This is a genomic window from Duganella kummerowiae (assembly GCF_053572355.1).
Genome location: NZ_JBKFEH010000005.1, coordinates 34,755 through 55,221 on the forward strand (window position 1 = coordinate 34,755; position 20,467 = coordinate 55,221).

Here is a 20,467-nt window from a genome sequence, read left to right on the forward strand (position 1 = left end):
ACCAGCTTGAGAATGTCCTTGTATTCAGTAGTGACCGCCGTACCCCGCGCCGCGCGGGCCATCCTGTGCAGTGCCGCGCTGCTGCTGGCGCCCCTGGTGGCGGGCGCGCAGGACAGTGGCGCGGCCCCGGTCTGGATCAGCCATCCGGAAGTGCGCAATACGCCTTCCGGCGTGCTGCACTTCCGCCAGCACGCCGCGCTGGCGGGCAAGCCGGATGCGCTGTGGGTGCGCGTGAGCGCCGACAACCGCTTCGTGCTGTACGTGAACGGCCAGCGCGTCGTCAGGGGGCCGGCCACCAGCGATCTCGCGCACTGGCGCTACAAGCGCGTCGATATCGCCCCCTATCTGCACGCGGGCGATAACGACATTGCCGCCGTGGTGTGGAATTTTTCCGTGCCGTCCGGGCCAATGTCGCAGATCAGTGCGCGCACCGGCTTTTACTTCCAGGCCGAGGCGGGCGAGCACAGTGGCCTGAACAGCGGACCGCAATGGCAGGTCAAGCTGGATCGCGGCCACAAGAGCGCTTCCGGCATGGGGCAGATCAACAAGCAGTTCAAGGGGCTGTACTATGTCGCCAGCGCGCCGGAAATCATAGACGCCGCCAGCGCCGACTGGAACTGGACCACCGGGCCGGTGCAGGCGGCCGATGGCTGGACGGCGGCGGTGCCGGCGCTGGACCCCGGGCGGCCGGCGCCATGGACCCTGACCGCCGATCCGCTTCCCGATATGGCATACCGCAAGATAGGCAGCGGCAAAGTGGTGCGCGCGGACCTGCCCGACGCGGCCAGGTTTCCCCAGGCTGCACTGGTCATTCCGGCCAATACGCGCACCAGGATATTGCTGGACCAGGGCGCCATGGTGGCCGCCTTCCCCCGGCTATCCGTGGCGGGTGGCAAAGGCGCGGTCATCAAGATGACTTATGCCGAAGCCTTGTATGACAAGGACGGCAAAAAAGGCAAGCGGGATGAGGTAGGCACGCGCGAGATCAAGGGCATCCATGACCTGCTCACTGCGGATGGCGGCGAGCGTGTCTTCGAACCCTTGCATTGGCGCGTGTGGCGATTCGTGGAACTCGATATCGAAACCCGGGACGCGCCGCTCACGCTGCGCGACCTGGAAACCTACGAGACCGGTTACCCGTTCGAGCAGGCCGGCAAGTTCGTTTCCGATGATGCCGAGCTGAACCAGATCTGGAGCATCGGCTGGCGCACCGCCCGCATCGATGCGCATGAAACCTATATGGATTCGTCGTACTGGGAACAGCTGCAATACGTGGGCGACACCCGATTGCAGGCGCTGATTTCCTATGCGGTGGCGGGCGATAACCGCCTGGCGGTGAACGCCATCGATACCATAGGCTGGTCGGATCGCCAGGGCGGGCTGACGGAAGGGGCCTATCCCAGCCGCGGGCGCAATGTCATCGCGCCATTTTCGCTGCTGTGGATCGCCATGCTGGACGATTATTACCAGCGCTACCCGGATACCGCCGTGGTGGTGCGCAACCTGCCGCGCGCTCGGGCTGTGATGGCCTGGTATGAAAAATACTTGCGGCCATCGAATTTGCTGGGCAAGAATCCGACCTGGAATTTTGTCGACTGGGTCGGCATGGCGCGCGAACAGTTCCCCAGCTTCGATGGCAATGGCGAGTCCTGCCTGACCACCTTGTTCTACCTGGGCGCGCTGCAGCAGATGGCGGGCCTGGAGCGGGCCCTGGGCGACCCGGCGCAGGGCGCAACGGCGGCCGCGCGCGCCGCGCAAATCAGCAACGCCCTGCGCGCGCAGTGCTGGAGCGAGGAGCGCCACCTGTACGCGGACGATCCGTCGCTGACGAAGTTTTCCCAGCACACCAATGCGCTGGCGATCCTGTACGACGTGGCGACGCGCGCGCAGGCGGACACCATCATCCGGCACATCACGACGGACCAGGGCATTACCGCGCCCAGCGAGGTGATACAGGCCAGCTATTACTTCGCCTGGTATGTGGGCCGCGCCCTGGCGCACGTCGGCCATGGAGACGCCTACCTGGAGCTGATGCAGACCTGGCGCGGCCTGCTGGCGCTGAATTTCTCCACCTGGCCGGAAGAGGGCGGCGACACGCGGTCCGATACGCACGCATGGACCGGCCATCCGACCGCCGACCTGCTGGAGATCGTCGCCGGCATCCGGCCGGACGCACCTGGGTATGCCCGCGCCCGCATCGCGCCCAGCTTGGGCCGGCTCAAGCGCCTGGACGCCACCGCCCAGACCCCGTCGGGACCGGTGAGCGTGTCGTACCGGCGGGCCAAGGGCAAGCTGCGAGCGGAAATCAGCAAGCCGCCCGGCCTGGGCGCCGTTTTCAGCTGGCGTGGCAAGGAGTATGCATTGAAGCAGGAACACACCGTGCTGACGGTTGCCGATCCTGATTGAGCATGCCAAGCAAGCCCCCCGGCTGCGCGGCCGGGGTGGCGTGCCGCCGCCCGCCAAGCCGGCGGGCGGGCCGCGCACCGGCTAGCGCGGCTGGACGGTGACGACCTTGATGCCCTGGTCCTCCAGCATGCGCACCGCCCTGTCGCTGACATCGGTATCCGTGATGACGGTCGATATCTTGTCCAGTTCGCACAGTATCAGTCCCGCGTTCCGGCCGAATTTGGAACTGTCGGCCAGGACGATCAACTCATCGGCTTGTCCCATCAGGCGCTTTTCGGCGTCGATCACGATGGGATCGGATTCGGTCAGTCCGAGCAGGGACAGGCCGTAAGCGCTGGTGAATATCTTGCTGGCGTAGTGATACCGGGTGACGTCGCTGTCGTAAGCGCCCAGGATGATGTTTTGCTCGCGATAGACTTCGCCGCCGGGGATCACGATGTCGTTGGCGCTGTTGGCGATCAGGTGGCGGGCCATCAGGAAAGAGTTCGTCAGGATGGTCAGTTGCCGGTCCGCCAGGTATTCCGTCATCATGAAAGTGGTGCTGCCGCCATTGATGATGATGGTGTCGCCGTCCTTGCACAGGGAGGCCGCGTGGCGCGCGATGCCGCGCTTGCGGGCGGTGCTGGAAAACAGGCTTTTGCCAAACATGTCGCCAGCCAATTGGGGCGGCGGCTTGCGCAGCAGCGCACGGGCGCCACCCCGGATGGGCGTCAGCAGTTTGCGGTCCGCAAGGGAATTGATATCGCGGCGCACCGTGGCCGGTGAGACGTCGAGTTCTTCGACGAGTTGCCTAACACTGACCCACTGCTGCGTGGACAGCAGCTTCAGCAGGGTTTTATGACGGTCATGGTTCACGTGGTCTCCTCTACACTCACCTGTTCGTTGTCGGGGGGAAGCGATGTCTTTTGATTGTTGTAATGGGTTGCTGCCGGCCGGACCTAGCGTGCGCCGCGGCGCGCGGTTTCCGCTGCCACCATCGCCAGCGCGTAGGCCGTAAAACGGTCTTCCCATGCCGACGCCGCCGCCGGCGCTTCCAGCAGCGCCGGGCGCATGGCCAGCAGATGGTCCTGGGCGGAATAAATATGGGCGATCAGCGCGAAGATGGAGAAGGACAGCGCCTGGGTGTCGTCGTCCGGCGTGTCCAGGCCGAAGTGCCTGGTCAGGATGTCGAGCAGGAACTGGTAGACGCGGTCACGGTCCGCCGTCACTTCGGCCAGCAGGCCGCTGGGCTCGACGTACTCGCGCACCCGGAGCTGTACCGTCAGCAGCGCGCGCCGTCCCTTGCTGAGCGGCTGCAGCACCGTGCGCATGTACAGGCGCATGGCGTCCTGCAGGGTCAGGCCCGTGATATCGGGCGGCGCTGGATGTTCCTCGTCCACCAGGAATTCGTGCAGGGCAGCCTGGTACAACCCTGCCTTGTCGCCGAAGTGATACGAAATGGCGGCGAGATTCACCCCGGCCGCCCCGGCGACGTCGCGCACCGAGGTGCCCGCATATCCTTTTCGGACGAATAGACCCAGCGCGGTGTCGAGAATTTTCTCGCGTGATACCTGGCCGCCAGTGCGGACCTTGCGTGATGGTGAAGATGGCACAGACGCTCCTGTTCAGAACTATTAAAACAAACGTTTGAACAATTCTATCTGCACGAGGGGGAGCGTACAAGCCGGGAGGCAGAATGATCCGAAAATTGATTGATGCTTTGGCGTAATATGGCGCCCCGGCGCGGCTATACTGAAGCCGGGGAGGGCGCGGTAGGCGCCCCGGCCGTCATTACGAGTGAACAAGGAGAGACCGCATGGCAAAGAAAAAAGACGACCTGGACGAGGAAACCCTGGCCCTGATTCACTGGTGCATAGAGGTCGAAGGCTGGCTGGTGCAAGGCGGCGCCACTGTCGCGCAGGCCCAGGAACACATAGAAGAACAGATCGAATGGTTTACCGATCAGTTCTACGACGGCCTGTCGCCGGAACAGGCGGCCAAGGAAGCGCTGGCATAAACGTGCTCTGAACGGGCAGTCCGGGCTCCGCCCCCTGCCTTGCGATCCTGGGGCAGCTTTATGCCGGGGCAGCCGCGCGGCGCAGGCGTGCGGCGTAGTCGCCGAGGAATTGCTCGCGCCAGCGGCTGATGGTCTTCACCCCCGGGTTCTGGCCGTCGCCCAGCTCGGGCGCGGGATCGTCGGTCCACCAGTTGGGATAGCGGCTGGACGGCTGGCCTGCCCGCTCCTGCGGCGCGGCGCGCGAAGTGAAGCCGCCGCGCTGGCCGTCCAGGCCAGGATGGTTGCTGGCGATGCGGTACGACCAGGCCTTGTCTTCCTTGGGCGAGAACAGGAAATGCCATGCGCCATCCACGCCCTGGAAGCCGGGGAATTCCTGCTGGTCCACCACCAGGGCCGCGTGTGCCGCGGCCGGCGCCGCACCCTCCGGCCGGTAGACCAGTTCGATGATGGCGAAGGTCTCCACCATGTCGGCCACCGTCGGCGGCGTGCTCCAGGTGACGCGCGGGCGCTCCCAGGCACGCACGAAGCTGCCGCCCCAGCCACCCGCGGCCGGGTCTTCCGGGTGCGCCCCCAGCACGTAAGCCAGGGATGGCGAGTCGCCCATCTTGATCCTGGGCGCGATGGCGGCGAAATAGTCGCCCAGCGCACCCATGCCCTTGACGTGGCGCTGGACGAAGGCGGCGTTACCCAGGTCGCCGGACTGCGTGCCGCCGCTGAACCAGCCACGGTAGGTGCTGTTGTTCTCGATGACCCACAGGTCGGGATGCTCGCGGGCGATGTAGTCGTAGGCGGTGGCCGACCATTTCTTGTTCGGGCCGCCGATCATGTAGACGCGCAGCTTGCCCTTGATGTCGGGGGCGTCGTGCAGGGCCTGGGCCAGGTCCTCGAAGCCGCCCCACAGCAGCACCCATAGCGGGCGCGCATCGGGCTGACGGGCGCGCGCGATGATCCATTGCGAGCCCTCGGTGGGCTGGCCCCAGCCAAACAGGCCGGCCTGGTCCAGGCCGCCCTGTTTGGCGATGGCGCGCAGCTGGTCCGGCGCCGGATAGTGCTCCGACCAGGTGCGCAGCCTGGGATAATCCCTGGCGTAGACATCGATCAGTTCCAGCAGGTGGTGCTTGCGGTCGCGCGCCACGCCCCAGGGGGATGCGATCATGCCTTCCAGGGCGATCACGTCGCTGTACAGCAGCAGGTGCACCAGCGACTGGAAGTCGTCGAAGTCGGTGCCGCCGATGTCGGTCGACACGATCACGCGCGGGCGCGCCGCCGGGGCCGGCGGCAGCCCGAGCGCGGCCATCGGCAGCGACAGGGCAAGGGCGGACAGCAGGCGGCGGCGCTGCCAGCGCATAGGCGTGGGCGTGGTCATGCAAGGGGGCCGCTTGTTCATGCCGCTTACTCTAGCATACTGTGCGCACCGCCACCGTGTCATTCCATGGGGGGCGCGTTGTTCCCGTCCAGGGCCTTGGACAGGTAGCCGATCAGGGCCCGTACCTTGGGCGTCAGCGCCGCGTGGTCGGTCACACAGGCATAGATCTGCATGGGCTCGGGCACGGCGGTGGCGTCGGCGCCGTGCTGGTCGAACAGCGGCACCAGCAGGCCGCGTGCGATCAAGGGCGCGGCCACGAAGCTGGCCAGCCGCGTGACGCCGCCGCCGTTCACGGCCATCTGCGCCAGCATGTCGATGTCGTCGCTGACCATCACCGGATTGAGCGGGGCGTCGAAGCGCACGCCGTCCTGCACGAAGCCCCAGGGCAGGAAGCGGCCGTCGGTGGGATAGCGCAGCACCAGGCAGGCATGCTGGCGCAGCTCGTGCGGTGTGGCGGGGCGCCCGGCGTGCGCCAGGTAGGAGGGCGCCGCGCACACCAGGAAAGGGCGCGCGGCGATCGGGCGCGCCACCAGCCGCTCGTCCAGCTGGGCCGCAATGCGGATGCTGACATCGATGTGCTCCTGAAGGTGGTTGATGCGGTGGTCGGCGCTGACCAGTTCCATGGTCAGTAGCGGATAGCGCCGCTGGAAGCCCGGCAGCAGCGGCGCCAGCACGTGGCGGCCGAAGGCGGAGGTGGTGGCGATGCGTAGATGGTCCTGCAGGTCGGCGCCCGGGGCCACCGCCTGGCGCGCCAGGTCCAGCTCGCGCGGAATGTGGCGCACCTTGTCGTAATACAGCCTGCCGGCCTCGGTCAAGGCCATGTGGCGCGTGGTGCGCGCCAGCAGGCGCGTGCCCACATGCGCCTCCAGCCGGGCGATATTCTGGCTGACCGCCGCGGCGCTGATGCCCAGGGCGCGCGCGGCCGCCGCGATGGTGCCGGTGTCGACCGCCCTCACAAAACTGCTAATGGAGCCAATGATATTCATATTCGTAAGTTTAGCTTACGGAACAAGCAAGCGCTGGCCTGCTGTTACATGCCATGCGGCAATGGTAGTCTGCGTGCTTACTCAACTACAGGTGAACCGCCATGCTCCGCAAGCTCCCTCAACGCTACGCTCCCTATGTTTTTGCGCTGTACATGGCGCCCATCATGTCATTCCTGATGTGCCTGGTCATCACCTTGGCCGAGTTCGGCTACGGCGCGGATTACTTCAGAAATGTGATGTATGCCTACCGCATCGCCATGCCGGCAGCCTTCCTGTGCATCCTGCTGGTGCGGCCCCTGGTAGCGCGCCTGGTGGCGCTCAGCGTGCGTCCCTAGTGTGTCCATCGCACGTTCACAGGGCGCGGTCCAGGTGCACATAGCCGCCGTCCACGTGGACCAGCTGGCCGGTGGTGTGGCTGGAACGGGGGCTGAGCAGAAAGGCTACGGTGTCGGCGATTTCCGCCGCCGCTGTCATGCGCTGCTCGAGCGGGATGCGGCTGCAGATGCGCTGGCGCGCCGCCTCCGGGTCGCTCTGGCGCACCAGCCATTGGCGGTACAGCGGCGTGTCGCACTCCGCCACCACCACCGCGTTGACCCTGATCCCATACGGCAGCAGCTCGACCGCCCATTCGCGGGTCAGGGCGTTGCGTCCGCCGTTGGCGGCGGCGTAGGCCGAGGTGCCGCCCTGGCCGGTTTCCGCTGTCTTGCTGCTGATGTTGACGATGGCGCCGCGGCTGCGCTTGAGCGCCGGCAGTGCATGCTGGGCCATCAGGTAGTAGTGCACCAGGTTGCGGTGCAGGCTGTCCACGAAGCCCTGGTAGCTGCCGTGTTCCAGGCCGACACTGTCGTTGACGCCGGCGTTGTTCACCAGGCCGTCGATGCGGCCATGGCGTTCCAGCACCTGCCGCACGGCGTCCTCGCAGGCTTCCGGCACGGTAAGCTCGGCCTGCACGGCGCTGGCGCGCCCGCCGCCTGACGCGATGGCGGCCACGGCATGCGCGTTGTCGGCGGCATCGCGGCCGACGATGGCGGCGATGGCGCCCTCCGACGCCAGCGCCCTGCTCACGGCAGCGCCTATGCCGCGCGCGCCGCCGGTCACGATGATGACTTTGTCCTGCAGTTGCAAGTCCATGTTGGATTCCGTCCAGGGTGGTCAAGGTGATGAGGCAGCCGCAGGGCATGGCGCCGGCCCGAGCATGCTGCGGGCAAACCAGGCGGCAACCAGGAAGCAGCACAGCGGCACCGCGTAGCCGTGCTGGATATTGCCGGTGGCGTCGCTGAGGGCGCCGAACAGCAGCGGCAGCACGGCGCCGCCGGCGACGGACATGACAACCAGGCTGCTGCCCATGTCCGTGTCCGGTCCGGCGCCGCGCAGGCCCAGCGAGAAGATGGTGGGGAACATGATGGACATGAAAAACGCGATGGCCACCACTGCGTACACGGCGGCCATGCCGCTGCCGAACATGGCCAGCAGCGACAGTACGGCGCTGGCCAGCGCGTACGCCAGCAGCAGGCGCGCCGGCTCGATGCGGCGCATCAGCCAGGTGCCGACGAAGCGGCCCAGCATGAAGGCGGTCCCGCAGCCCCAGCCCAGGTAGTCCGCGGCGGCCAGGTGCGGCAGTCCGGCCGCGCGCGCGGCGTACAGGATGAAGAAGCTGAACACGCACACCTGGGCGCCCACGTAGCAGAACTGGGCCGCCACCGCGCGCCGTATGCTGGCGCGTCGCCAGGCGCGGCCGATACCGGCCAGCGCGCCGCCGGCCGCCCGGCCGCCGGCCTGGACGCCGCCCGCCTGCGGCAGCCGCAGGCGCTGGAAAATGACGGCGGTCGCCACGATGGCCAGTCCCAGCACCAGGTAGGGCGCCTTGACGCTGGCCGCTTCCGCCGCCAGCGCGGCCTGGCGTGCTGCGGCCGGCATGGCTTGCAACTGTTCCTCGCTGGCCCCTTGCAGCCATAGCAGGCGCGCGCCGGCGATGGGGGCCAGCATGGCGGCCAGGCCGTTGAAGGACTGCGCCAGGTTCAGGCGCCAGGCGGCGCGGTCCGGATCGCCCAGCAGGGCGGCGTAGGGATGGGCGGCGGTTTCCAGGGTCGCCAGGCCGCAGGCGAGAACGAAGAGCGCGGCCAGGAACAGCGCATATTGCGCCGTGTCGGCGGCCGGGATGAACAGCAAGCAGCCGGCGGCGAACAGCAGCAGCCCGGCGACGATGGTGTGCTGGTAGCCCAGCCTGCGCACCAGGAAGCCGGCCGGCAGCGCCATCAGGAAGTAGGCGAGGAACACGGCGGCATCGACCAGGGACGACTCCAGCACCGACAGGCTGAACGTGCGCCTCAGGTGCGGTATCAGGATCGGATCCAGGTTGTGCACGAAGCCCCACAGGAAGAACAGGCTGGCGACCATGGGGTAGGCGTAGCGCTGCTGCTGCACGGCCTCAGACACGGTGCGCCTTCATTTCCCTGCTGTGTATGCCTTCCAGCAGGGTGCTGCGCGAGGAGCTCAGGTGGATGCGCATGGCTTGCGTGGCGGCGGCGATGTCGCGCCGCGCCAGCGCGCGCAGGATGTCCAGGTGCTCGTGCACGGCATACTGGTTGCGGGCCTGTTCCCCATCCTTGTCCCACAGGTAGTGGTAGTGGAACACCAGCGACACCGTGTCGTACAGTCCCTGGGCAAAGCGGTTGTGCAGCAGCCGGATGAGGAACAGGTGGAAGTCGCTGTCCAGCGCCGGAAAGTCCTGGTGCCGGGCCGGCATCACGGAGCCCAGCTGCTCGTGGCGGCGTATCAGTTCGGCCACGGTGGCGTGGGCCGCATGGTCCGGCGCCAGCTGGCCGTAGCGTTCGATGGCGGCCAGCTCGAACATCTGGCGCACGTCGGCCAGCTCCATGGCGAAGGAGTGGTCGAAGGCGCACAGGCGCCAGCCGCCGCGCGGCTTCTTCTCGATCAGGCCGAAGCGCGAGAATTCGATCAGGAATTCGCGCACGCTGATGGTGCTGGTGCCGGACGCGCGCGCCAGCTCCGCTTCCGAGAACTCGGAACCGGGCGGCATGTCGCTGTGGTAGATGCGCTCCATCAGCACCTGGCGGATGCGCTGGGCGCCGGTCTCCAGCTCGGCCAGGTCGAAATAATCGCCAGACTGTGGCTTGCGCACCAGGCGCCGTTCCTTCAGGTCGCTGATCAGTCCCTGTTCATGAAAGTAGGCCAGGGCGCTGCGGATGGCGGTGCGGCTGCCATCCCCGAGTCCGGCCATCTGGTGCTCGGTGGGCAGGGTGTCGCCGACGGCCACATGCCCGGCGATATGCTGCAGCAGCAGGTTGGCGCTGCGCTTGAAGACGGTCGGCGGCCGGGCCATGGCGTCAGGCCGGCCGGTCGATGATGACGTAGTGCTTGCGGATCGCTTCCACCACCTCGAACACCCCCTTGAAACCGGCTGGTATCACCAGCGCGTCGCCGGGGCCGGCTTCGGTGGCGGCGCCCTGTTCGTCGATGACGCGGCAGCGGCCTTCCAGCACGTAGAAGTATTCATCCTTGTGCGGACCGAAGGCGATGCGCCAGCTGCCCGGTTCGCAGGCCCATACCCCGGCGCTGACGTCGCCACTGGCGCTGCTGTAGTGGTTCCAGGTGGTGCGGCGCGGATTGCCGGCCAGGCGGCGCTCCTCGCGCGGATGGTCGTATTGCGGTGCCGGGGACTGGCGCGAGAATGCGGTGATGGCGGTGATTTCGGGCGTATCCATGATGCTGGGCTGTGTAGGCTTGGGGAAGGCTAATTGTACCGCCTGGCCGCCGGCCGCCGTTGGCTGGGCCACCGGTACGCGCTGCTGCCGCATGCCTGCTCAACTGCCCGAGACCCTGGTGACCACCTCGCGCATCAGCGGCCAGTCGGACGGCGCCAGTTCGTAGTGGCGCGGATCGGCCGGGCGGGCCGGGTCGGCGGGCTGGAAGGCGGGCGCCGGTTTCAGGTCCAGGCCGTTTTTGGGATCGGTGATGGCTTGCGCCACGTAGTTGGCGATCTGCCAGGCGCCATAGGCGTTGTGGTGGGTCTTGTCCTTGCCGCCGCTGGCGAAGGCCAGTGCGCTGGCGTCCGGCCCCAGCGCCTGGTACAGCACCCGCGTGCGCTCAGTGAGGTCGATGAATGGGACCTTCAGTTCGGCCGCCACCTGGCGCACCGCGTCGTCGTAGCCGGCCAGGGTGTTCTCGATTTTGCCGTCGCGGAAGGAGCGGCGCGACACCGGGGAAATCAGCACCACCTTGGCGCCGCGCGCCTGCGCGTCGGCGGCCAGGGCGCGCAGCCAGGCCGGGTAGGCGCGCGCCGCATCGACATAGGTGCGCGGCCACTGGCTTTTCTGGTCGTTGTGGCCGAACTGCAGCAGCACCACGTCGCCGGCGCGCAGGTCGCCCAGCAGCTTGTCCCAGCGCAGGCTGGTGACGAAGGATTTCATGGTCTCGCCGCTGCGTGCGTGGTTGGCCACCGCCACATCGTTGTGCAGGAAGCGCGGCAGCATCTGGCCCCAGGAAGCATAATCGCCGCCGCCCTGGTCGGTGACGGTGGAGTCGCCCGCGATCAGCACCCGCCGGGCCCGCACCGGTTCGACCTCGATGCGCTGCACGGCCGGAGCGGCGCCGGAGAAGGCGATGGTCAACCGGCCATCCCAGCTGCGCCCGGCCTCCTCGTCGCCGCGCAGGCCGACGCGCGGCACGCGGCCGGCGGCGTCCTGCTCGGAGGCGGGGATGGCCGTGTCGCGCACATTGACGATGAATTCCACGCTGCGCACCTGGCCCGGCGCCAGGTCCGCCGGGGCGGCCATCAGGCGCCGGTCCTCGGCCCAGAGCGTGGTGCGGCTGGCGGCATGGCTGGCGCCCAGGGTGACGCGCACCCGGTAGTCGCCGGGGGCGGCCTGCAGCGCGAAGGCTTGCTCGTTGCCGCCCGGGGTGCTGGTATAGCCGTAGCCGCGCGCTGCGTCCCAGGCCTGGCCGGGGGCGACGGCGATCTCGCCCGCCGCCGGCGCCAGCCCCGGGGCCAGCACGTAGCTGGCGGCCAGCGCCGGCATGCAGCAGGCCAGCAGGGCGCATGGCAGCGCATTCCTGAGCAACTTCGCCAGCGGGGCCGCCGGCATTTTCATCAACGGGTTCTTCAACATGGGCAGGGCAGGGGACATGGCGCGCTTCCGGGTGCGATGGATGAGCGGCATTGTGGCCGCTGGCGCCGCCGCGCGGATAAGTCCCGGCGCAAATAATCAAGAAATTGATGCTGATGCACTACACTAATGGATGGAGCAATTTAATCTTATAACAATATGCAGAATCCCGATTCGGACCGCGTCGTGCGCGCCCACCTCAAGATGCGGCACCTGGTCCTGCTGGTGGAACTGGGACGGCACCAGACCATCGTCAACGCGGCCAAGGCGGCGCGCCTGACCCAGCCGGCCGCCTCGCGCCTGATCAGCGAACTGGAACATGTGCTGGGTGTGGAGCTGTTCGAGCGCCTGGCGCGCGGCGTGGTGCCCACCTGGGCCGGCAAGATGCTGATACGGCGCGCCGGCGTGGCGCTGGCCGAGATGGACGCGGCCCATGCCGACATCGCCCAGGTGTTGTCCGGGCTTAGCGGCCGGGTCGAGATCGGCAGCGTGCTCACGCCCGCCACCGGCATCCTGGCGCGCGCCATCCTGCGCTTCAAGCAGCGCTGCCAGGGCGCCAGCCTGGTGGTCGACCTGGGCACCAGCAAGGCCATGGTCGAGCGCCTGCTGGATGGCCAGATGGACCTGGTGCTGGGCCGCATCCTGGATGCGGAAAGCGTGCCGGCGCTGCAGTTCGAGCCCATCAGCGACGAGGTGCACCGCATCATCGTGCGCAGCGGCCACCCGCTGCTGGCCGGCGGCGCGCTCAACCTGGCCGAGCTGGCGCGCCAGTCCTGGATCGTGCCGGCCGCCGGCAGCATCCTGCGCGACCGCCTGACGGCGCGCTTCGTCTCCGAGGGCCTGGACCCGCCGGCCGACACATTGGAAACCTCGGGCCTGCCGCTGATCCTGGCGTTGCTGGCCCAGAGCGACATGCTGGTGGCGCTGCCGGAAGCCCTGGTGCAGACCCAGCTCGATTCCGGCCTGCTGGCCGTGCTGCCGTTCGAGCTGGGCCTGCGGATGGACGTGTACGGCATCATCACGCGCCGCAACCATGTGCCCTCGCCGGCGGCCCAGGCCATGCTCGATTGCCTGCGCGACGTGGTACGTGAAACCGTGCGCGAGGAGGGGCGCGCAGCTATGCCAATTTGAGATTCTGCCAGGCCAAAAGAGCATATCTGCAAGTGCTGTATTTTTAGTATGATGCCCGGCGGTACTTTTCGTCCGGGGGCATCCATGCAGGCACGTAGTGTGATCATCAGCGGCGCGCTGGGCGGCATAGGCCGCGCCACGGCGCTGGCTTACGCCGCCAGCGGCGACGCCTTGTTGCTGGTGGACGCCGCGCCCGGCGACGGCAGCCTGGAACGCGAGCTGCTGGCGGCCGGCGCCAGCCAGGCCGTGTTCCTGCAGGCCGATATCGCCGACGCGGCCCAGGTGGCGGCCGCCGTGGCGCGCGCCCTGGACGCCTTCGGCCGCCTGGACGTGATCGTCAACATCGCCGGCGCCATGATCTACAAGCCCATTGCCGAGCTGGACGCGGCCGACTGGCGCCGCCTGCTGGACGTCAACCTGGTCGGCGCCGCCCTGTTCACCGGCCACGCCCTGCGCCACATGGGGCGCGGCGGCAGCGTGGTCAACGTGGCCTCGGTGCATGCGCGCCGCACCTCGCCGCTGGTGGCGCCGTACGCGGCGGCCAAGGCGGCCCTGGTCAGCCTGACCCGCTCGGCCGCCATCGAGGGCAAGCCGCTGGGCATACGCGTCAACGCCATCCTGCCGGGCGCCATCGACACTCCCATGCTGCACGCCAGCCCGACCATCCGTTCCGGCGCCGAGCAGCTCAATCCCGAAGACGTGGGCCAGCCGGCCGACATCGCCGCGCTGGCGCATTTCCTGTCCTCGGACGGCGCCGCCTTCATTTCCGGCGAAGACATCGTGGCCGACGGCGGCCGCATGGGGCGCCTGTGATCGCCGCCCACGAACAAAGCGGTCCCGATCACGGCCCGGCCCCGGCGTCCACTGCCGCGCTGTGGCTGGCGGCCGCCGTGTCCGCCCTGGGCGGGCTGCTGTTCGGCTACGACTGGGTGGTGATAGGCGGCGCCAAGCCGTTTTATGAAGCCTGGCTGGGGCTGACCGATCCGTCGCAACAGGCCTGGGCCGTGAGCTGCGCCCTGATCGGCTGCCTGGCCGGCGCGCTGGCGTCCGGCCTGATCAGCGAGCGCCTGGGACGCCGCCGCGGCCTGCTGGTGGCGGCCCTGATTTTTGCCGTGTCCTCGCTGGGCACGGGCTGGGCCCACAGCCTGGGCAGCTTCGTCGCCTGGCGCGTGCTGGGCGGCGTGGCCATCGGCCTGGCTTCCGGACTCTCGCCTCTCTACATTGCCGAGATCGCCCCGGCCGCGATCCGGGGCAAGCTGGTGTGTTTGAACCAGATCGCCATCGTGCTGGGCATCCTGGGCGCGCAGGTGGTCAACTGGCTGATTGCCGAGCCGGTGCCGGTAGGCGCCAGCGCCGCCGCCATCGCGGCTTCCTGGAATGGCGCCACCGGCTGGCGCTGGATGTTTGCCGCCGCCGCCGTGCCGGCCGTGGCCTTCCTGCTGGGCTGCTTGCTGATCCCGGAAAGCCCGCGCTGGCTGGCCGCGCGCGGCCAGTGGGAGGCGGCGTCGCACGCGCTGCGCCGGCTTGGCGGCGTTGAATATGCCGACGCGGCGCTGGGCGCCATTCGCCAGTCGCTGGGCGCCAGCGCCGGCCGCAGCCTGCGCGAGGTGCTGCGCGAGCCGCGCTTCGTGCGCGTGCTGGGCATAGGCGTGGCGCTGGCCGTGCTGCAGCAGTGGTGCGGCATCAACGTCATCTTCAACTATGCGCAAGAAATCTTCGCCTCGGCCGGCTATGCCGTGTCGGATACCATGTTCAACATCGTCATCACGGGCGTGGTCAATTGCGCCTTCACCCTGGTGGCGCTGGACACGGTGGAGCGCTGGGGCCGGCGCCGCCTGATGCTGCTGGGCTGCGCCGGCCTGGCCGTGATTTACGTGCTGCTGGGCGCCTGCTACCTGGCCGGCTGGCAGGGCTGGCCGCTGCTGTTGCTGGTGGTGCTGGCCATTGCCTGCTACGCCATGACCCTGGCCCCGGTGACCTGGGTCGCCCTGGCCGAGATTTTTCCCCAGGAGGCGCGCGGCGCCTGCATGGCCGTGGCCACCACCGCCCTGTGGGCGGCCTGTTTCCTCCTGACCTACAGCTTTCCCCTGATCAATCGAATCATGGGGACCGGCGCAACGTTCTGGCTGTATGCTGTGATCTGCGCGGCGGGATACGTGTTTGTGTACGGACGCTTGCCCGAGACGCGTGGCAAGAGCCTGGAAGAGATCGAACGCGGCTGGCATTAACTCCTGTAACTTAACACTGCAAGGATTTCCATGAAAATCACCAAACTCACCACCTACCGTGTGCCTCCGCGCTGGATGCTGCTCAAGATCGAAACCGACGAGGGCGTGACCGGCTGGGGCGAACCCGTGATCGAGGGCCGCGCCCGCACCGTGGAAACCGCCGTGGACGAGCTGTCTGAACTGCTGATCGGCCAGGACCCCGCCAATATCGCCGGCCTGTGGAACGCCATGTACCGTGGCAGCTTCTACCGTGGCGGCGCCATCCTGATGAGCGCCATGGCCGGCATCGACCAGGCGCTGTGGGACATCAAGGGCAAGGTCCTGGGCCAGCCCGTGTACCAGCTGCTGGGCGGCCTGGCGCGCGACAAGATGAAGACCTACAGCTGGGTGGGCGGCGACCGTCCGGCCGACGTCATTGCCGGCATCGAGCAGCTGCGCAAGGCCGGCTTCGACACCTTCAAGATGAACGGCACCGATGAGCTGTTCATGCTCGACAGCGTGCGCGCCATCGACAAGGTGATCAACCGCATCGGCGAAATCCGCGCCGCCTTCGGCAACGAGATCGACTTCGGCCTGGACTTCCACGGCCGCGTGGCCATGCCCATGGCCAAGCCGCTGCTGCGTGAGCTGGAGCAGTTCCGTCCCCTGTTCGTGGAAGAGCCGGTGCTGGCCGAGCAGTACGAATACTACCGTCCGCTGGCCGACAGCACCTCCATCCCGCTGGCGGCGGGCGAGCGCATGTACTCGCGCTTCGAGTTCAAGCACGTGTTCGAGCGCGGCGGCCTGGCCATCGTGCAGCCCGACCTGTCGCACGCGGGCGGCATCACCGAGTGCATGAAGATCGCCGGCATGGCCGAAGCCTACGACGTGGCGCTGGCCCCGCACTGCCCGCTGGGCCCGGTGGCGCTGGCTTCCTGCCTGGCGGTGGACTTCGTGTCCCCCAACGCCGTGATCCAGGAACAGTCCATGGGCATCCACTACAACAAGGGCGCCGAAGTGCTGGACTATGTGCTGAACAAGGAAGACTTCAAGCTCACCAACGGCTACATCCAGCCGCTGCCCAAGCCGGGCCTGGGCGTGGAAATCGACGAGCAGCGCGTGCTGGAAGCCAGCCAGGGCGTGACCGACTGGCGCAACCCGCTGTGGCGCCACGCCGACGGCAGCATCGCCGAGTGGTAAAAACCGCGCTACAGTATTAGCTGTAGCTTTCCGTCCTGCGGGCCATCTCGAGGAAGGCCTGCAGGTAATCGGTGTCATAGTCGGCCTCGCGCGCGCCCAGGTGGATGTGTTTCTGGATGCCCGCAGGGCCGAGCCGCAAGGTGCGCAGCTGCAGCTGCGGCGCGTAATCGGTCACCAGCCATTTGGGCAGTGCCGTCACGCCGCGCCCGCTGGCCACCATCTGCAGCATGATGTCGGTGGTTTCTATGGTCTTGTGCTTGCGCGGCGCGACCTTGGCCGGCAGCAGAAACATGGTGTAGATGTCCAGCCGTTCCAGCGGCACCGGATAGGTGATCAGCGTTTCCTCGCCCAGCTGCTGCGGCAGCACTTCTTCCTGGTCGGCCCAGGGATGGTCCTTGTGCACCACCAGCACCTGCTCGTAATCGAACACCGGTTCGAAACGCAGCCCCTGCTTGAGCAGGGGATCGGGCGTGACCAGCAGGTCGATCTCGTAGCCGAACAGGGCGCCGATGCCGCCGAACTGGAATTTCTGCTTGACGTCCACATCCACCAGCGGCCAGGCCGCCAGATAGCCGGACACGATCTTCAACAGCCACTGGTAGCAGGGATGGCATTCCATGCCGATGCGCAGGGTGCCGCGCTCGCCCTGGGCGAACTGGCGCAAACGCTGCTCGGCCAGGTCCAGCTGCGGGATCAGGCGCTGCGCCACCGCGTGCAGGTACTGGCCGGCCTGGGTCAGGCGCAGGCCGCGTCCCTCGCGCAGCCACAGCTGGGTGCCCAGCTGCTGCTCCAGCTTGCGCATGCTGTGGCTGAGGGCCGATTGGGTCAGGTGCAGGGCTTCGGCGGCGGCCGTCAGCGAGCCTTGCCGTTCGACTTCGACCAGGGTGGCCAGGTGGATGCGCTCCAGCATAATCGATGAATCCAGCTCATGGATGTGTGAGAAAAGACCATTTTACTTCATAACTTGCTGTCTTTACCATGCAGGCACCATACACACAGGAGTGCAGCATGACCACCATCCACAATCTCGGCTTTCCCCGCATCGGCGCGCGCCGCGAACTGAAGTTCGCGCTGGAATCCTACTGGCGGGGCGAGTCCTCGCGCGACGCGCTGCAGGCGCTGGGCGCCCAGCTGCGCCAGCGCCACTGGGCGCAGCAGGCCGGCCTGGACCTGGTCCCGGTGGGCGACTTTTCCTTCTACGACCAGGTGCTGGACCTGAGCTTCACCCTGGGCAACCTGCCGCAGCGCGTGCAGGGCTACCACGGCGACCCGCTGGACAACTACTTCCGCGTGGCGCGCGGCCGCTCGGTCCATGGCGCCGACGCCCACCACGCCTGCTGCGGCGGTGTGGCAGCCGGCGAAATGACCAAGTGGTTCGACACCAACTACCACTACATCGTGCCGGAATTCACGGCGGGCACGGAATTCAGGCTGGACGCCTCGCGCCTGCTGGCACAGCTGGCCGAGGCGCGGGCGCAGGGCGTCCGCGCCAAGCCTGTGCTGGTCGGCCCGGTGACTTACCTGGCCTTGGGCAAGGCCAAGGACGGCAGTAACAAGCTGGACCTGCTGCCGGCCCTGCTGGCGGTGTATTCCCAGCTGCTCGATACCCTGGCGGCCGAGGGCGTGGAATGGGTGCAGGTCGACGAACCCATCCTGGTGACGGAGCTGGACCAGGACTGGCGGCATGCCTTCAACCTGGCCTACCACCAGCTCAAGCCCTGCCGCGTGAAGCTGCTGCTGGCGACCTATTTCGGCCCGCTGCAGGACAATCTGTACCTGGCGGCCAACCTGCCGGTGGCCGGGCTGCACCTGGACGCCGTCAACGGCCAGGACGACATCCGCCCGCTGCTCAACCTGCTGCCCGACTACAAGGTGCTGTCGCTGGGCGTGATCAATGGCCGCAACATCTGGAAGACCGACTTGGGCGCCGTGCTGGATTGGCTGGAGCCGCTGGCCGCGCGCCTGGGCAGCCGCCTGTGGATCGCGCCATCGTGCTCGCTGCTGCATGTGCCGGTGGACCTGGACAGCGAACAGGCGCTGGATGCGGAGGTCAAATCCTGGCTGGCCTTCGCGGTGCAGAAGCTCGATGAGCTCCAGCTGCTGGCCCGCGCCCTGCGCCACGGCCGCGATTCGGTGCGGGCCGAACTGGAGGCCAACGCCGCCGCCCTGGCGGCGCGCCGCGCCTCGCCGCGCGTGCACAATCCGGCCGTGCGGCAGGCGGTGGCCGCCATCGACGCAAGCCTGGGCCAGCGCCACAGCGCCTACGCGGTGCGGGCGGCCGTGCAGGCGGCCCTGCTGCAGCTGCCCGCCTATCCGACCACCACCATAGGCTCCTTCCCGCAGACGGCCGAGATCCGCCAGGCGCGCAGCGCCCACAAGGCCGGCCAGCTGGACGGCGCCGGCTACCGCGCCGCCATGCGCGAAGAGATCGCGCGCAGCGTGCGCGAACAGGAAGCGCTGGGCCTGGACGTGCTGGTGCACGGCGAGGCCGAGCGCAACGACATGGTGGAATACTTCGGCGAACAGCTGGACGGCTATGCCTTCAGCCAGGCCGGATGGGTGCAGTCCTACGGTTCGCGCTGCGTCAAGCCACCCATCCTGTACGGCGACATCAGCCGGCCTACGGCCATGACGGTGGAGTGGAGCGCCTATGCGCAATCGCTCACCAGCAAGCCGATGAAGGGCATGCTGACCGGCCCCGTCACCATGCTGAACTGGTCTTTCGTGCGCGACGACCAGCCGCGCGAGCTGTCCTGCCGCCAGCTGGCGCTGGCCATCCGCAGCGAGGTGCTGGACCTGGAGCGGGCCGGCGTGCGCGTGATCCAGATCGACGAGGCTGCCCTGCGCGAAGGCCTGCCGCTACGCAAGGCGCAGTGGGCGCAGTACCTGGCCTGGGCCGTGGAATCGTTCCGCATCGCCGCCAACGGGGTGCGCGACCAGACCCAGATCCACACCCATATGTGCTATTCGGAGTTCAACGACATCATGGCCGCCATTGCGGACATGGACGCCGACGTGATCACCATCGAGACCTCGCGCTCGGACATGGAGCTGCTGGACGCCTTCGACCATTTCAATTATCCGAACCAGATCGGTCCCGGCGTGTACGATATCCACTCGCCCAACATTCCCAGCCAGGAGCACATGGTGCAGCTGATGCGCAAGGCCGCCGCGCGCATCCCGGCCGAGCGCCTGTGGGTGAATCCGGACTGCGGCCTCAAGACGCGCCAGTGGAGCGAGGTGCGCCCGGCGCTGGCCAACATGGTGGCCGCCGCCCAGGCCTTGCGCCTGGCGGCGTGAGGGGGGAACTTACTCGGATTCGATCCCGGATAAAACCTTCTTCAGCAGCCGTTCCAGCACCGGCTGCTCGTCCGGCTCCAGCCGGGACATCTGCACGCCCACCAGCTGGCACATGGCCGGCAGCAATTCTTCCAGCAGGGCCAGGCCCTGCGGCGTCAGCGTCAGGTAGACCACGCGCCGGTCGGCGCCCTGGCCGCCGCGTTCCATCAGGCCGCGTTCCACCAGGCCGTTGGTGAGCCGGGTCAGGTTGGCCGATTTCTCGCCGCAGGCGCCGCTCAGGGCCGAGGCCTTGAGGGTGAGGTCGGGCGTGCCGTACAACATCATCAGGACGTTGTACTCCGGCAGCACCAGGTCCCATTGGCGCAGGCAGGCGTTGGCCTGGTCCTGGATGGCCTTCTGCACATGGCGGATCAGCCGGCTCAGAACCACTTGCTGGGTGGGGAGCGCGGGATAGCGCTGGGCGGTCACGGCCAGGCGCTGTTCCGTGGGATCAAATGACGATATTTCTTCCATAAGGGCGGACGGCGGTTTAGCTTGCGAAACTGGCATTGTACGGGCCAGCGCGGCTTACCGGTGGAGAAAGTGCGCCGTGCCGGATTGGAACGGTTTCCCCTGCCGAGGGCCGCATCCTGGAGCGCGCGGGCCGCTGTAGGCACGCTGTCTCGCCGTTCGGACACTATTTCTTTACAAGTTGACACTACCCCGCGCGGCTGGCTAGACTGTATTGGTTGCGCTAACAATCTTTGTTA

At 67.6% G+C, this 20,467-nt stretch carries 19 protein-coding genes; 8 read left to right on the forward strand and 11 right to left on the reverse strand.

Annotated features, from left to right (window positions below; translation table 11 throughout):
- Positions 1-30: 30 nt before the first annotated feature.
- Positions 31-2,406 (forward strand): alpha-L-rhamnosidase-related protein, encoded by a 2,376-nt coding sequence (locus ACLB1G_RS04845; protein WP_491626058.1) that lies wholly within the window; start codon positions 31-33, stop codon positions 2,404-2,406.
- An 81-nt stretch (positions 2,407-2,487) separates the two neighbouring features.
- Here the strand turns inward: ACLB1G_RS04845 and ACLB1G_RS04850 are convergent, their stop codons facing one another.
- Positions 2,488-3,261, reverse strand: a complete 774-nt coding sequence (locus tag ACLB1G_RS04850) for a DeoR/GlpR family DNA-binding transcription regulator (RefSeq protein ID WP_491626059.1) — start codon at positions 3,259-3,261, stop codon at positions 2,488-2,490.
- Positions 3,262-3,344: 83 nt separating this feature from the next.
- Positions 3,345-3,998: a TetR/AcrR family transcriptional regulator gene (locus ACLB1G_RS04855; RefSeq protein WP_491626060.1), complete on the reverse strand. Its 654-nt coding sequence runs from the start codon at positions 3,996-3,998 to the stop codon at positions 3,345-3,347.
- Between the two features lie 203 nt (positions 3,999-4,201).
- Between ACLB1G_RS04855 and ACLB1G_RS04860 the strand changes: the two genes are divergently transcribed.
- A complete protein-coding gene (locus tag ACLB1G_RS04860) occupies positions 4,202-4,402 on the forward strand; it encodes a hypothetical protein (protein ID WP_491626061.1) in 201 nt (66 codons plus the stop codon).
- A 58-nt stretch (positions 4,403-4,460) separates the two neighbouring features.
- Here ACLB1G_RS04860 and ACLB1G_RS04865 read toward each other — a convergent pair whose 3' ends face one another.
- Both ACLB1G_RS04865 and ACLB1G_RS04870 read right to left on the reverse strand, forming a co-directional pair.
- Positions 4,461-5,768 (reverse strand): DUF1593 domain-containing protein, encoded by a 1,308-nt coding sequence (locus ACLB1G_RS04865; protein WP_491626062.1) that lies wholly within the window; start codon positions 5,766-5,768, stop codon positions 4,461-4,463.
- Positions 5,769-5,827: 59 nt separating this feature from the next.
- Positions 5,828-6,754, reverse strand: a complete 927-nt coding sequence (locus ACLB1G_RS04870; protein WP_491626063.1) for a LysR family transcriptional regulator — start codon at positions 6,752-6,754, stop codon at positions 5,828-5,830.
- A gap of 101 nt (positions 6,755-6,855) precedes the next feature.
- Here ACLB1G_RS04870 and ACLB1G_RS04875 point away from each other — a divergent pair, with 101 nt between their 5' ends.
- A complete protein-coding gene (locus tag ACLB1G_RS04875) occupies positions 6,856-7,089 on the forward strand; it encodes a DUF2798 domain-containing protein (protein WP_491626064.1) in 234 nt (77 codons plus the stop codon).
- A 16-nt stretch (positions 7,090-7,105) separates the two neighbouring features.
- Here ACLB1G_RS04875 and ACLB1G_RS04880 read toward each other — a convergent pair whose 3' ends face one another.
- From ACLB1G_RS04880 to ACLB1G_RS04900, 5 genes are all read right to left on the reverse strand, one after another.
- Entirely contained in the window at positions 7,106-7,885 is a 780-nt protein-coding gene (locus tag ACLB1G_RS04880; RefSeq protein ID WP_491626065.1) for an L-fucose dehydrogenase, read from the reverse strand.
- A gap of 21 nt (positions 7,886-7,906) precedes the next feature.
- Entirely contained in the window at positions 7,907-9,190 is a 1,284-nt protein-coding gene (fucP, locus tag ACLB1G_RS04885; RefSeq protein ID WP_491626066.1) for an L-fucose:H+ symporter permease, read from the reverse strand.
- Positions 9,183-10,097, reverse strand: a complete 915-nt coding sequence (locus tag ACLB1G_RS04890; protein ID WP_491626067.1) for a GntR family transcriptional regulator — start codon at positions 10,095-10,097, stop codon at positions 9,183-9,185. The genes fucP and ACLB1G_RS04890 overlap by 8 nt, the downstream gene beginning before the upstream one ends.
- A gap of 4 nt (positions 10,098-10,101) precedes the next feature.
- Entirely contained in the window at positions 10,102-10,479 is a 378-nt protein-coding gene (locus ACLB1G_RS04895; protein ID WP_491626184.1) for a cupin domain-containing protein, read from the reverse strand.
- Positions 10,480-10,578: 99 nt separating this feature from the next.
- A complete protein-coding gene (locus tag ACLB1G_RS04900; protein WP_491626068.1) occupies positions 10,579-11,901 on the reverse strand; it encodes a rhamnogalacturonan acetylesterase in 1,323 nt (440 codons plus the stop codon).
- 138 nt (positions 11,902-12,039) lie between these two features.
- On the opposite strand from ACLB1G_RS04900, the gene ACLB1G_RS04905 reads away from it, so the two are divergent.
- The 4 genes from ACLB1G_RS04905 (at position 12,040) to dgoD (ending at position 16,418) form a co-directional block, all read left to right on the forward strand.
- On the forward strand, positions 12,040-13,011 hold the full coding sequence (locus tag ACLB1G_RS04905; RefSeq protein WP_491626069.1) for a LysR family transcriptional regulator: 972 nt from the start codon (positions 12,040-12,042) through the stop codon (positions 13,009-13,011).
- Positions 13,012-13,095: 84 nt separating this feature from the next.
- Positions 13,096-13,824, forward strand: a complete 729-nt coding sequence (locus ACLB1G_RS04910) for an SDR family NAD(P)-dependent oxidoreductase (RefSeq protein ID WP_491626070.1) — start codon at positions 13,096-13,098, stop codon at positions 13,822-13,824.
- Positions 13,821-15,239: a sugar porter family MFS transporter gene (locus ACLB1G_RS04915; protein WP_491626071.1), complete on the forward strand. Its 1,419-nt coding sequence runs from the start codon at positions 13,821-13,823 to the stop codon at positions 15,237-15,239. Before ACLB1G_RS04910 ends, ACLB1G_RS04915 begins: the two co-directional genes overlap by 4 nt.
- 30 nt (positions 15,240-15,269) lie before the next feature.
- Positions 15,270-16,418 (forward strand): galactonate dehydratase, encoded by a 1,149-nt coding sequence (gene dgoD, locus ACLB1G_RS04920; RefSeq protein ID WP_491626072.1) that lies wholly within the window; start codon positions 15,270-15,272, stop codon positions 16,416-16,418.
- Positions 16,419-16,434: 16 nt separating this feature from the next.
- Here dgoD and ACLB1G_RS04925 read toward each other — a convergent pair whose 3' ends face one another.
- The gene (locus tag ACLB1G_RS04925; protein ID WP_491626073.1) at positions 16,435-17,328 is read right to left on the reverse strand and encodes a LysR family transcriptional regulator; all 894 of its coding nucleotides are present in this window, start codon (positions 17,326-17,328) and stop codon (positions 16,435-16,437) included.
- 98 nt (positions 17,329-17,426) lie between these two features.
- Between ACLB1G_RS04925 and metE the strand changes: the two genes are divergently transcribed.
- Positions 17,427-19,718 carry a 5-methyltetrahydropteroyltriglutamate--homocysteine S-methyltransferase gene (gene metE / locus ACLB1G_RS04930; RefSeq protein WP_491626074.1) on the forward strand — a complete coding sequence of 764 codons (2,292 nt, stop codon included), beginning with the start codon at positions 17,427-17,429 and terminating at the stop codon, positions 19,716-19,718.
- Between the two features lie 9 nt (positions 19,719-19,727).
- Here metE and ACLB1G_RS04935 read toward each other — a convergent pair whose 3' ends face one another.
- Positions 19,728-20,231, reverse strand: coding sequence for a MarR family transcriptional regulator (locus tag ACLB1G_RS04935; protein WP_491626075.1), 504 nt, complete (start codon positions 20,229-20,231; stop codon positions 19,728-19,730).
- Between the last annotated feature and the right edge of the window lie 236 nt (positions 20,232-20,467).

What these genes read in the sequence shown, in the direction of transcription:
- ACLB1G_RS04910 (WP_491626070.1), top strand. Translation starts at nt 13,096, where the DNA reads ATGCAGGCACGTAGTGTGATCATCAGCGGCGCGCTGGGCGGCATAGGC.
- ACLB1G_RS04925 (WP_491626073.1), bottom strand. Translation starts at nt 17,328, where the DNA reads ATGCTGGAGCGCATCCACCTGGCCACCCTGGTCGAAGTCGAACGGCAA.
- ACLB1G_RS04880 (WP_491626065.1), bottom strand. Translation starts at nt 7,885, where the DNA reads ATGGACTTGCAACTGCAGGACAAAGTCATCATCGTGACCGGCGGCGCG.
- ACLB1G_RS04865 (WP_491626062.1), bottom strand. Translation starts at nt 5,768, where the DNA reads ATGACCACGCCCACGCCTATGCGCTGGCAGCGCCGCCGCCTGCTGTCC.
- ACLB1G_RS04860 (WP_491626061.1), top strand. Translation starts at nt 4,202, where the DNA reads ATGGCAAAGAAAAAAGACGACCTGGACGAGGAAACCCTGGCCCTGATT.
- ACLB1G_RS04905 (WP_491626069.1), top strand. Translation starts at nt 12,040, where the DNA reads ATGCAGAATCCCGATTCGGACCGCGTCGTGCGCGCCCACCTCAAGATG.
- ACLB1G_RS04900 (WP_491626068.1), bottom strand. Translation starts at nt 11,901, where the DNA reads ATGTCCCCTGCCCTGCCCATGTTGAAGAACCCGTTGATGAAAATGCCG.
- ACLB1G_RS04875 (WP_491626064.1), top strand. Translation starts at nt 6,856, where the DNA reads ATGCTCCGCAAGCTCCCTCAACGCTACGCTCCCTATGTTTTTGCGCTG.
- metE (WP_491626074.1), top strand. Translation starts at nt 17,427, where the DNA reads ATGACCACCATCCACAATCTCGGCTTTCCCCGCATCGGCGCGCGCCGC.
- ACLB1G_RS04890 (WP_491626067.1), bottom strand. Translation starts at nt 10,097, where the DNA reads ATGGCCCGGCCGCCGACCGTCTTCAAGCGCAGCGCCAACCTGCTGCTG.
- ACLB1G_RS04935 (WP_491626075.1), bottom strand. Translation starts at nt 20,231, where the DNA reads ATGGAAGAAATATCGTCATTTGATCCCACGGAACAGCGCCTGGCCGTG.
- ACLB1G_RS04895 (WP_491626184.1), bottom strand. Translation starts at nt 10,479, where the DNA reads ATGGATACGCCCGAAATCACCGCCATCACCGCATTCTCGCGCCAGTCC.
- ACLB1G_RS04870 (WP_491626063.1), bottom strand. Translation starts at nt 6,754, where the DNA reads ATGAATATCATTGGCTCCATTAGCAGTTTTGTGAGGGCGGTCGACACC.
- dgoD (WP_491626072.1), top strand. Translation starts at nt 15,270, where the DNA reads ATGAAAATCACCAAACTCACCACCTACCGTGTGCCTCCGCGCTGGATG.